Origin of the sequence: Polaromonas sp. AER18D-145 (genome assembly GCF_002379095.1) — a bacterium.
GTDB lineage: Bacteria > Pseudomonadota > Gammaproteobacteria > Burkholderiales > Burkholderiaceae_C > Polaromonas.
In genome coordinates this window covers 58,393-70,086 of the sequence record NZ_NBZV01000023.1, presented here as the reverse complement: position 1 = coordinate 70,086, position 11,694 = coordinate 58,393, and the positions used below count along the sequence as shown (strand labels likewise).

Annotated in this window: 7 protein-coding genes and 3 pseudogenes; 2 read left to right on the top strand and 8 right to left on the bottom strand. The window is 63.8% G+C overall.

Annotation, left to right across the window (positions count from 1 at the left end):
- On the top strand, positions 1 to 1,264 hold a 1,264-nt coding region (locus B7G52_RS12940), incomplete at its 5' end, for a sulfatase (protein WP_141397464.1).
- A 6-nt stretch (positions 1,265 to 1,270) separates the two neighbouring features.
- On the opposite strand, the pseudogene B7G52_RS24120 reads toward B7G52_RS12940, so the two are convergent.
- The 8 genes and pseudogenes from B7G52_RS24120 to B7G52_RS12900 all read right to left on the bottom strand — a co-directional run bounded on the left by B7G52_RS24120 (position 1,271) and on the right by B7G52_RS12900 (position 10,958).
- Positions 1,271 to 2,076, bottom strand: a pseudogene (locus B7G52_RS24120) (amidohydrolase family protein).
- A gap of 189 nt (positions 2,077 to 2,265) precedes the next feature.
- Positions 2,266 to 3,249, bottom strand: coding sequence for a tripartite tricarboxylate transporter substrate binding protein (locus tag B7G52_RS12925; protein WP_096697981.1), 984 nt, complete (start codon positions 3,247 to 3,249; stop codon positions 2,266 to 2,268).
- Between the two features lie 93 nt (positions 3,250 to 3,342).
- On the bottom strand, positions 3,343 to 4,323 hold the full coding sequence (locus B7G52_RS12920; protein ID WP_240523442.1) for a TauD/TfdA family dioxygenase: 981 nt from the start codon (positions 4,321 to 4,323) through the stop codon (positions 3,343 to 3,345).
- A 233-nt stretch (positions 4,324 to 4,556) separates the two neighbouring features.
- Positions 4,557 to 5,117, bottom strand: coding sequence for a hypothetical protein (locus B7G52_RS12915; RefSeq protein WP_096697980.1), 561 nt, complete (start codon positions 5,115 to 5,117; stop codon positions 4,557 to 4,559).
- 188 nt (positions 5,118 to 5,305) lie between these two features.
- Positions 5,306 to 5,486, bottom strand: a pseudogene (locus tag B7G52_RS24465) (Tn3 family transposase); the annotation flags it as partial.
- A 203-nt stretch (positions 5,487 to 5,689) separates the two neighbouring features.
- Positions 5,690 to 9,310 (bottom strand): PAS domain S-box protein, encoded by a 3,621-nt coding sequence (locus B7G52_RS12910; RefSeq protein ID WP_141397462.1) that lies wholly within the window; start codon positions 9,308 to 9,310, stop codon positions 5,690 to 5,692.
- Positions 9,311 to 9,333: 23 nt separating this feature from the next.
- Positions 9,334 to 10,509 carry a GIY-YIG nuclease family protein gene (locus B7G52_RS12905; protein WP_205853060.1) on the bottom strand — a complete coding sequence of 392 codons (1,176 nt, stop codon included), beginning with the start codon at positions 10,507 to 10,509 and terminating at the stop codon, positions 9,334 to 9,336.
- 41 nt (positions 10,510 to 10,550) lie between these two features.
- A complete protein-coding gene (locus B7G52_RS12900; RefSeq protein ID WP_096697977.1) occupies positions 10,551 to 10,958 on the bottom strand; it encodes a transposase in 408 nt (135 codons plus the stop codon).
- A gap of 156 nt (positions 10,959 to 11,114) precedes the next feature.
- On the opposite strand from B7G52_RS12900, the pseudogene B7G52_RS12895 reads away from it, so the two are divergent.
- Positions 11,115 to 11,663 (top strand): annotated as a pseudogene (locus B7G52_RS12895) (IS66 family transposase); the annotation flags it as partial.
- Positions 11,664 to 11,694 lie beyond the last annotated feature (31 nt).

Below are 11,694 nucleotides of genomic sequence, written 5' to 3'. Positions count from 1 at the left end.
CCCCAAGCTGGAGCGCGCCGCACCCCCGCCCGCCCTGCGAGCGCCTTCGCCAGCGTTGTCGGGTGCGCGGCGCGACCACCGCGACGGGCCCGAGTACGACCAGGAAGGTCGCCGCGACTGGGACGACCCGCAAACGCAGGTGACGCTGCCGTTCTACGGATTCGAGCACGTTGACCTCGCGACGGGCCACGGCGACTTCGTGGAGGGTAACTACCTGGCCTGGGCCCGCGAGAAGGGGGCAGACGTCCGCAGCCTGCGGGGGCCGGAGAACGCGCTGCCCCACGACTATGTCTGCCCGCAGGCTTGGCGCACGGCCGTGCCGGAGGCGCTGTACCCGACGGCGTACGTCGCGGAGAAATCTTGCGAAGCGATCGCGCGCCTGGCGACCCAGGATCGGCCATTCTTTCTGTTGGTGTCGTTCCCCGACCCGCACCATCCGTTCACCCCGCCGGGCCGCTACTGGGACATGTACAGCCCCGACGAGATGCCTGCGGAATGGGCCTACGCGGATCGCGAGTGGCCGGTGCCGCCGCACGTGCAGGCGGTGTTCGATGAGCGCGCAGCGGGGCGCGCGCAGGTGGGCGGCTTCGCTGCCTTCGCGGCCAGCGAACGGGAAGCGCGAGAGGCGCACGCTTTGTCCTGCGGTATGGTTGCCTGCATCGACGACGCCATCGGCCGCGTGCTGGGGACGCTGCGCCAGCACGGGCTGCTGGAAGATACCGTGCTCGCCTTCACCAGCGACCACGGCGACTTCCTCGGCGACCATCGCCTGCTGCTAAAAGGGCCGGCGCATTACCAGAGCCTGGTGCGTGTGCCCTTCATCTGGTCCGATCCGGCGCTGCCGCAGCGCTACGGCACGGTGACCGGGCAGCTGGCCAGCAGCATGGATCTGGCGGCGACGGTGCTGGAGCGCGCCGGCGTTGCCACGCCATGGGGCATGCAAGGCCGGAGCCTGCTGCCCGTGCTGGGCAACGACACCGCGGTGCGAGACGCCGTGCTGATCGAGGAAGAGCAGCAGCGGTTGTGCTTTGGATTCGACAAGCCGCCGCGCGTGCATTCCCTGGTGACAGCGACGTGGCGCCTGAGCGTCTACCGCGACACGACCTTCGGCGAGCTTTACGACCTGCAGGCAGATCCGCGCGAGCGTGTCAACCGCTGGGAGGATTCCGCGTACGTGCGCCAGAAGGCCGAACTGCTCGCGCAACTGGTGCGCGAGCAGCTCAAGGCGGTGGACCAGGCGCCGTTTCCGACCGCGCTTGCCTGACGCCGGTCAGGCGAAGCGGGCCAGCAGCGCGTCGGCGTTCCCGTGCAGGATTTGCGCCCGCTCGTCCTCCGACAGGTGGGCCGATCGAACGGCCTCCAGGGTGCGCGCGGTATCGAAGATGGGGCAGTCCGTGCCCACGACCACATGGTCGGCGCCGAACAGCCCGACCGCCTGCTTCAGCGCTCGCGCTCCCAGTGAGGCGCAGTCCACCCAGACACGCGGCGCGCGGGCTGAAGGCAGCGTGCGGCCAGGGTCGCGCAGCTGCACCATGTGGTCCATGCGCTCAACCACGGCGGGGAAGGTGCCGCCCAGGTTGGAAACCTGCACCGTGACGTTGCGGTACGGCTCGAGGAAATCCGACAGCAGCAGCGTCACCATGGCCTCACCGATGTCATGCTGTACGGCCAGCGCGCGGCGCGCGAGATCGTGGTCGGGCGGCGGCTGCTGCAGCGCACCGCCGTCGGCCAAGCGGCCGGGGTGCACGAAGAGGTGCGCCCCCAGGGCGTCGCCGGCCGAGAAGATCGGTGCGAGGCGAGCCGCTGTGGCCTCCGAGAGGAACCCATCCACCGGCAGATCGCCCCGACCAGCCCCAAGTCACGGCGGGCCCGCTGCAGCTCGGCGACCGCCGCATCCATGTCCGCCAGGGGCAACGCCGCCAACCCTGCAAAGCGCAACGGATGCGCGCGACAGAGTTCGGCGCAGGTATCGTTGAACAGCCGCACCAGCGGCGCCGCCTGCTCCAGAGGCAGGCTGTCGACGCCGAACAGGCCTGGCAGCGATAGCAGCTGGCGGCGGACGCCGCAGCGATCCATCAGCTCCAGGCGCAAAGCCGGCTCCACGTCGTGCTGATGGAAGCCCAGCGTTCCGATGGGCATGACCAGCCGCTCGCCACCGGCGACCACTTGCTCGATCCGCGGCACCGCGTCGCTGCGCTCGCGCAGCTTGCGCGCGAGCGCCAGGGGGGACCCAATGGGCGTGCAGGTCGATCGCCGGCCCCGGCATCACTCGGCCTTCGCGCCGGACTCCTTGACGACGGAGGCCCAACGTGTGATCTCGCTGTCGATGAGGGTGGCGAACTCCTTGGGCGTCGTGGCCGTGGGTTCAGCCGCGAGCGAGGCGAGCTTCTGCCTGACATCGGGTCGCTGCATCACCTTGGCCATCTCGGCATGGAGCCGGTTGACCACGGGCGCCGGCGTGCCCGCCGGGGCTACCACGCCGAACCAGGGCTGCACGTCGAAACCGGGCAGGCCGCTTTCGGCGATCGTCGGCACATCCGGCATCGCGGCCGACCGCTTGCCGCTGGGGGTGGCCAGGACGCGCAGCTTGCCGGCCTCGATGTGCGGCCGGGCCACGGCGTACTGCAGGAACATCGCGGAGACCTGGCCCCCCAGCAGGTCGGTGGTCGCCGGGCCGTTGCCCTTGTAGGGAACGTGCACGATGTCGATGCCGGCACGCGAGCGGAACAGCTCGAGCGCCAGGTGGGCGCCCGTGCCGTTGCCGCCGGAGCCGAAGTTGATCTTGCCGGGCTGGGCCTTCGCCAGCGCGATCAGTTCCGCCACCGTTTTCACCGGCAGGGAGGGATGGGACACCAGCACCATGGGCGACCACGCGGCCTGCATCACCGGAGCGAAGGCCTTGCGGGCGTCGTAGGACAGCCGGTTGGCCATCAGGCTTTCATTGATGGCGAGGTCCGGCGCCACCAGCAGCAAGGTGTAGCCGTCGGCGGGCGCGTTGGCGACCAAGCCCGTGCCGATGGTGCTGCCGCCGCCGCCCTTGTTGTCCACCACGACCGGCTGTCCGATGCCGGCCTGCAGCTTCTCGGCCATGAGCCTGCCCAGGATGTCCGTGAAGCCGCCCGGCGGGTAGGGAACGACCAGGCGGATCGGCCTGGCGGGATAGGCGTCCTGCGCGATTGCGGCCGGAGCGGCAACAGCAGCCAACGCCGTGAGCAAAGCGGCAAAAGTTCGGCGGGAAATGCGTGACACGATGTCTCCTTGGTTTGAAGTGGCGACAGGCGCCCGCCCCGACAGGGCGCGCGCCTTGCGACGTGGATCGATGAAATGAACGGACGCCGAGCGTCAGGTCTCGTGTTGCCGTTGCGGCACTGTTCCCGCATTGCGGAACTGCGACAGTGGCGGCATCAGGTAGCGCCGCAGGTCCTTGTGATCGGCGGCAGGGGCCTCCGGGATGGGTCGGGTGCCAGCCATGGTCACGCGTTCCATGAGCCTGCGCTGCGGGTAGTAGTCGTGTAGTGCCGAGTGCTGGACATTGCGGTTATCCCAGAATACGAGCATGTTGGCCTGCCATTGATGCCGGTACTGGTACTCGTGGATCAGGGTCTTGCGATACAGCATGTCGAGGATCATGCGGCTCTCGTCCTCCGCCATGCCCTTGATATAGAGGGTGAACTGCGGGTTGACGAAGATCGCCTTGCGGCCGGTGATCGGGTGGACACACACGACGGGATGAGTGACGGCGGGGTATTTATCCTCGAATTTGCGCAGCTTCTCGATGCCGGCGCGGTCGTCCGGAAACAGGCTTCGGAACGGCTTGAAGTCGTGCACGGCCTCCAGTCCCGACAGGAAGCGCTGCCAGCGGTCGGATAGCCCTTCATACACCGCCGTCATGCTGGCGAACGCCGTGTTGCCTCCCACCTGCGGAACGATCTTGGAGCACAGCGCGGTTCCCATGGGCGGCGCCTCGCGGAAGGTCTCGTCGGTATGCCAGATATCCGTCGGCGCCGGCGGGTTTCCTTCCTTGTTGTCGTAGACGATCAGTTCTGGGGCATCGGCCGCATTCGTCGAGAACGGGTGCACGCTCAGCTCACCGAAATAGCGCCCAAATCGCTTGAGGTCATCCGACGAGATGTCCTGGTTCGGGAAAACCAGCACGCCATGCTCGGCATGCGCTTGCCGCACCTCGTCGGCGGTCGCACGATCGAGTGGTTGTGTCAGATCAATTCCGGTGACTTCAGCGCCCAGGAAGACGCCGAGACGGCGGATCCGCAGGCTGCTCTCGCGTGCGGTCTGTGGGGCCGCGGGGCTTTCAACTGCCATCATTCATTACTCCTTGATCAGCCGGTAACCGGCATTGGAGATGACTGTATTGTTTGATCCAGATCAAGGAAATTGAAATTCTGGCGGCGGCCTATTCCCTCAGGTTATGGATCGACTTGGCGCATCGGAGCAGGACTGCGAAGTCCTGAGGAGACCGCGGTAGAGCTCCGCGCTTGCGCCGTTCGGCCCTATGCATCGATGGAGCCGACAGGCTCCGGCAGCTGAGTCCAGGGCGTTCAGGGTGACGTCAAGAGCTTCCCCCGCTCCACAATCCCCCCGCTCAGCGTCCCCAGAAACGCAGCCACGTCCCTGATCTCACGCTCCGACAGCTTGATCGGCTTGCGCTCCTTGTGCGCGCCTTCGCCATGCGCCAGCTCGGAGTGGCCGACCGTCGCAGCCGGTGACCTGGCGTAGTGGCCCACCACCTCCTCCAGGTTCGCGAACTGCCCCGCATGCATGTACGGCGGCCGCATGGCGACGTTGCGCAGGCTCGGCGTCTTGAACGCGGCTTCCAGGCCGGCGGGGTCGGTCACCATGTACGCCAGCTCCTGGCATGCGTCTGGCTTCGCATCGCTGAACTGCCCCAGGCAATTGAACTCGTCCTGCTGCACCTTGGCCAGCGCCGCGGCGCGGCCACGGTCCGGTCGCTTGGGGTGGCTTTGTTGCGATAGGGGAGCCGAGGCGAAAAGAGTTGCGCGGCCGGCCTGTTGATCAAGCCGCCAAGCTGTAGAACTGCTGTGCCGCGGACATGGTTTGGCCCTCGGGGCGCCCAACTGCCCCTTGCGGATCATGTGCATGGTTTCGATTCCGCTCCCAGCCGGCCATCACCATCGCCAGCGCAGGGCGCGCGACCCGGGCTTCTCGAGCTCGACCGGTTCTCAGAGGCATCCATCGAAAAATGGAACTCAGCCTCTCGAGATCTAGACGAACTCAATGAGAGGCTCGGCAGGGATTCATGTAAAAAACCGCGAAAACGACCCTAAACCTATGATTTTATTGGAATTATTGTGGTGTCGAAATTCAAAGGCCCGATCTTTCGTCGGAAATCCAGCGTGTAGTCGCCGAACCGATTGATGTGAGCCGTGCGAAACGGCGCCAGGCCCGCCAAGATCTCCAGTGTGATCTCGACGCCCTCGTCGCGAAAGCTCCTGCAAAACCCGCGTCATACCCGGGGTAATCGTACTTTTGGTAAATTGGTGCGATTGTCATGGAAAAGTCTTTGCAAAACAAGCACATAGAAGTCCGTCCGATGCATCAAAAGTACGATTACCCCGCTTCCGGGAAGCGTCGTCCTGCTGCTCCGACATTCGCAAGCTCGCAGTCGAGAAGGAACTTGCGCTTGAAGCCAAGATCAAGCGGATGGTGCTGCTCAGGCAGGAACCGGCACTTTGCGCAGCGTAAAGAAGAAAGTGGCCCCGAGCCCGGGCGTCGAATCGGCCCATAGCTGGCCCCCATGCCGCCCGATCACGCGGCTGACGGTGGCCAAGCCCACACCGGTGCCGGGAAACTCGGTCACGGCATGCAGCCGCTGGAAGGCATGGAAGAGCTTGTCAGCGTAAGCCATGTCAAAGCCCGCACCGTTGTCCTGCACGAAAAATGCCGGGACCCCGGCGGCGTCTGTTTTGTGCCCGACCTTGATTTCGGCACAGTCTCGCTGGGAGGTGAACTTCCAGGCATTGCCGACCAGGTTTTCCATCACCACACGGATCAGCCGCCCGTCGCCCTGAACCTGTAAACCGTCTTCTATGCTGATGTTGGCCACGCGTTCCGGGTTACGCCCGCGGCATTCATCGGCGATCTCGCGCGCCAAGGCGCTCAGATCGACCGTTTCGCGGCGCAATTCCAAGCGCGAGACCTGCGCCAGCGACAGCAGGTCTTCAATCAGCTGCCCCATCTGCGCCACCCCCGCCTGGATGCGGGACAGGTAGTGCTGGACTTTTTCGTTCGGGTTGCCGGCAGCGAGCTGTTTGGCCAACAGACGGCTAAAACCGTCCACCGTGTTCAGCGGCGAACGCAGATCATGAGAGACCGAATATGAGAAGGCTTCCAGCTCCTGGTTCGACAGGCGCAAGGCCGCCTCAATGGCCTTGACCTCGGTGATGTCCGCATCAATCCCCACCCAGAAGCTCACCTCCCCCTGCTCGTCAAACACCGGTGACGCGCCGTAGGCCATGGTGTGGTAGCTGCCGTCTTTGGCCCGCAGGCGCCGAATGCCCGTATACGGCGCCCGGTTCGCACGGGCAACCTGCCACGTCGCCTTGACATCGGGCAGGTCTTCGGGATGAATGAGGGCCAACCATTTGTAACCGGACCAGCTCTCCAGTGTGCCACCCACCAGGTCAACCCACGCGCGGTTGTAGTAGGTCCCGTCCCCCTCCGGGTTGGCCGTCCATATCGCCTGCGGCGCCTGCTCGGCCAGTGCATGGAACAAGGCCTCCTGGCGCGCCAGCGCGGCGGTGCGCGCGGTCACTTTTTGCTCCAGTCCGACATTGAGCTGGTTGACCTCTTCGATCAGCCGAGCATTGTCTATCGCGCTCGAAGCCAGTTGGGCCAGCTCCAGCGCGACATATTCATCCTGTTGCGTGAACTCGCCCTCGTATTTGTCAGACAGCTGCAGCAGCCCGATGTTTGTGCCGTCGCGCCCGGTCAGCGGCACCGCCAGCCAGCCCCGCATCGGCGGGTGCTGGCTGGCATAGCGACCAAAGCCGCGCCAGCGCGGGTGCGCTTCCAGTTCGGCTTGCGTCAGGCGCATGGAATGGTTGGTTTCGCAGACCAGCGCGTAAATGCCGCGGCCATTCATGGCTTGGTTCAGCTCACGGTAGGCGGCATATTTATCGGACAATGACCGCGTATTGATGGCCTGCGCCCACTCATTGCCCTTGTGAATACTCACCACCGCCTGGTGCGCACCAATCACCCCACGCGCCTGGTCAGCGACCTCTTGCAGCCTGCCCTGCAGCGTCTGATGCCAGACAATGGCCTGGGCTGCGTCAACGGCGCGCTGCAGCGTAAAGAGATAGTCCTGTACGTCCTTTTCCGCTTTGACCTGGGCGGTCATGTCCAGCGCCACGACAAAGCGCGCTGCCCGGCCGGCATATTGAACCGGCTGCGAAACGATATCCACCGGAAATACCGAACCGTCTTTTCGGCGGTGCTGCCAGGATTCTCTTCGCTTCGACACCGCTTCGGCCAGTTGCTGGCGCATACGGCCATGCTCTGCCTCGGGACGAATACCGAAAATCGTCATCGCCAGAAATTCTTCGGCCGAATAACCGTAGCTTTGAATCGCCGCATTGTTAACCGCCAGGAACTGTGTGGTGGCGATGTCGTACACCCACATGGGCACCGGCGCCGCCTCAAACAGCGCCGCATAGCGCTGCTCGCTGTCAATGAGCGCCTGCTCGGCAAGCTTGCGGTGGGTGATGTCCATCATCACGCCGCGCGGCCGGACCCCGGGGAAATCGGCCGCCTGGCGCGCGCGGTTGTGGAACCAGACCATGCGCCCGTCCGCCGACTGCATACGGAACTCGACTTCCCAAGCCGCGCCCTCGCCATGGGAGCCGCCGTCGTGCTCGAGAATCCTGCGGCAAAAGCCGCTCACCGCATCCCGATCGTCCGGGTGGACACGGTCTTTCCAGAAATCGGGCTCGGCGAGCCAGCGCTCGATCGGGAAGCCCAGAATGCTTTCCGCGCGGCGGCTGACGAAAGTGAAGCGCAGCCCCTCGCCGCTCGCCTCGCCTTCCCAGACGATGGCATCCAGCCCTTGGACCAAGTCCCGGAAACGGCGTTCGGATTCCAGCGCGGCGGCGCGCAGTGCCTCCTCTTCGGTCACGTCCTCCACGATCACGAGCAGCCGAGCTTCTTCTTCTTCTTCTTCTTCTTCCGCAAGCCGCGTTCCTGCCAGGGTGATCCGTAACAAACGTCGCGAACCGTCTTTTGCTGGCATCTCCATCGGGAGGTTCCGCTTCTCTTCCCCGGTAGAGAGCACCTCGAGAGCGGCTTCTTTCAGCCCGCTCACCGGCAGCAACTCCGTCACCATCGGGTGGCGGGCGATCGCCTGCTTGTCGACCCCGAAGGTCTCGCGGAACGAACCATTGGCACTGAGCACGGCGAGGTCGTCCCGAAGGACGAGGAGTCCCGCAGGCACGCTTGCAATAATGGTTTCGGCGTACCTGCGCCGCAGATTCAACGCATTCAGGAGCTGCTCGGTCTCGGCCGCCATCCGGTTGAAGGTATACGCGAGAGAGGACAGCTCGTCTCGAGTCGTGATCTCGAGCCGCTGCGAAAAGTCACCGGCACCGATGCGCCTGGCCGCTTCGTCAACCCGGAGGATCGGCTGGACGATGTAGCGGCGGGCCAGAAAAATGCCCACCAGAAAGATGGTGCCCATCAGGCAGGCAATGATTCCAAGCGTGTAGAGCATCCGGCGACGCAAATGCTGCGTCCCTTCCTCGAAGCGAGTGACGAGTTGATGCGATAACTTCTGCAGTTCGTCCGTCCCGGATTCGATGCGGCGGTAGGCCTCCTGGAATTGCGGCTCGCCGCGAGGTCTGACGGCCACATCGACCAGGTCCGGCTTCAGTGTGCGCCAGAGCTTGTCCACCGCGGCCAGTTCGCCGCCCACTTCCGGAGGAGCCGGGACGAGCCGGCCATTCATGACCTCTCCGCCCCGCTCCATCGCGGACAAGGATTTCTCGAATTCCGCGATCCGGGTCTGGAGGCCTGCCCGGTCCTCCACCTGGCCTATCGCCACCATGTGGGCCCATGCGCGAAGTTCGACTAAGAGCATGCGCTGCCGTCCGGCCACGTTCACGAAGTGGCCGTCGGTCTTGGTTTCCTCCATGAACCCCACAAAGAAGGCGATGCTGACGAGTGACCCGAAGAGCGGCATCAGCAGGAGAAAACCTATTTTCTTCGTGAGCGTGAATCTCACGGCCGAGGCTTGCTTGCTTGCTTGCTTGCTTGCGCAATGTTTCTTCCATAATGACAAGCCAGCCTTTTGAAGTGGTGGATTCAGGGACTCATGCGGTTACACGCCGGCGGCACGCCGAACGTAGTGCAGAACGCCAAATATACATGGCGCTCCAGCGCGCGCCAGCCGTCGCACACCAGCCGGTAACGGAACTTGGCACCGGCGGCAATGATTTGCATCAACGAGGGATTGCCGCTGCTGCCGCGCAAGTGGTCGCCGAGCCGCTTGCGCAGATCGCCCGCGCTGCCGATGTACACCACGCTGCACACGCCCGTCTGAACATCCTGCGTTCTTATTTCATACACCCCCGGCTCCGACGGAGCACCAGCCAGCACGCTCTGGCGCGTCAGCGGCAGCAAGGATGAAAAATCAGTCGTGGCAGTCAAATAACCCCCTTTATGGCCGCGGTCGCGGTAATCCGGGATACCCAGGTCATGCCGGATGTAAGCCACGGAGCGGCGGGAAAGCCTGGCCGCGAATTTTTTGCCGATCTCGGCGGCTATTTCGCCATCCTTCAGCGGCGCACGTATTATTCCTTCCATCATGAGCGCGCGTTCATTTTTTATCACATGATCCACAAAATAATAATGTACCTGGCGCGGTTTCGGGCACAGTGAACGCAAATCAACTTCTTTCCCGCCGGGAAGGATGATCGACAGTTTACGGATCAGCCGGGAGATCCGGCCCTCGTCAACAATCACTTTGATCCCGGCTTCGGCGCGCAGTGCAGCAGAAACCTGGGCTTGTGAGAAGGGGCGCAGCGCGAGCGGGTTTGCGCTGCGCACGTAATCTGCCTGGGTTTCGATCAATTTCCGGACGATCGCGCAGCTTATCCGGTTGCGGGTATTGATCAGGCGCAGGTGTCGCACCAGCCGCGCCAGTTCCATGCTGTTCGCCGAGCGTGCCAGAATGTCCGCCAGGATTTCTTCGTCGAACAGGTATTCACGCCCATAACTCTCGCTGTGATGGAAAAATGTAACGTCACCATCCACCAACACGGCGTGTCCAAGCGCACGTTGCGCCTCCGGCAATACCTGCGGCGCCGTCTGCGTGCCCGGCAGTTGCCGGACGGTCAAGGCGCTTTTCAAAGCGTCAAACTGGGGGGATTGTTCCCCTTTTTTTACCAGTCGATCGAATGCCCGCAACGGAATTTCGAGGAACCGGGAGAGCACTATCTTGCCAAGGAGGTCGGCTGCCAATCTTTTTTTATCAGGCATCTGCATTTTTATTGTTAGGGAAACCCTGAACAGGCCATTGTTCAGGGTTTCAATGTTATCGTAATTGCCGTCCTAGGAGCCTGTCGGACTTGAGTGCGCGCAAGCGATGATTTGCGGGCGAGGTGAATTTTTGAGGGCCCGAGTCGTGCTTTGCGCGTGATCGCACGATTGCGCGAAGCCTGGCAAGGCCTTACACGCTGTCTGTGGCCTTCGTTGGGCGCAAGGCATACCGGTAGCAGAACCGTAGACCTCGCCGCGGCGGCGCCCACACCCGAGCACTGCCGGCTTCTCCGCCACTTGAACACCAGGTTCGCATTGACGCCGTGTTCCAGCGCGATAGCGGCTACGGAAGCACCAGGCTGCTCACATAGCCGGAGTAGTTTGCGTTTGAACGCCGCGCTGTGCTTGCGCCGCGTCACGGGCTTTGGCGTCCGCTCTGGAGTGTCCATGGTATCCACCTATTTCGTTTAGGTGCACACCATCCCGGTCCGCACTCTTCAGGTCACATGTTGCCGAGTCACGCCAGCTTCGACAAGAACGGCCTTCGTCGGACTATTACCCTCTATGACGGGGTGCTCTCGCTGCAGGGGCGCAGCACCGCCTATTGCGTCGCCCACGCGAGACGTAAATTCGACGAGCTCTTCAAGGCTGACGCCAGCCCCGTGGCCGCTCAGGCGATCCAGCGCATCGCCTGGCTGTACAGCATTGAGGCTGACGCCCGGGTACTGACTTGCGAGGAGCGGCTGCGGATGCGGCAGGAGCGATCCCAGCCCCTGTGGGAGGAAATGCATGTGTGGCTCAAACTGGAGCGCGCGCGCGTGCCCGATGGCAGCGCGATTGCCAAGGCGATCGACTACAGCTTGAATCACTGGGTGGGGCTTGGCCGATACCTGCTGGACGGCGATGTGCCGATCGACAATAACTACGTCGAGAACCGAATTCGGCCTTGGGCCCTCGGTCGGCGCAACTGGCTGTTCATCGGAAGCCAGCTGGCCGGCGAGCGGGCTGCTGTCGTGATGAGCCTGCTGCAATCGGCCAAGCTCAACGGGCACGAGCCCTGGGCCTACCTCAAGGACGTGCTCACCCGGCTGCCCACGCAGTTGAACAGCCAGATCGAGCAGTTGCTGCCCCACCGGTGGCAGCCTGCTGGCTGAGGTCAACCGGCTCGAGCCCTGTCGCCGCACC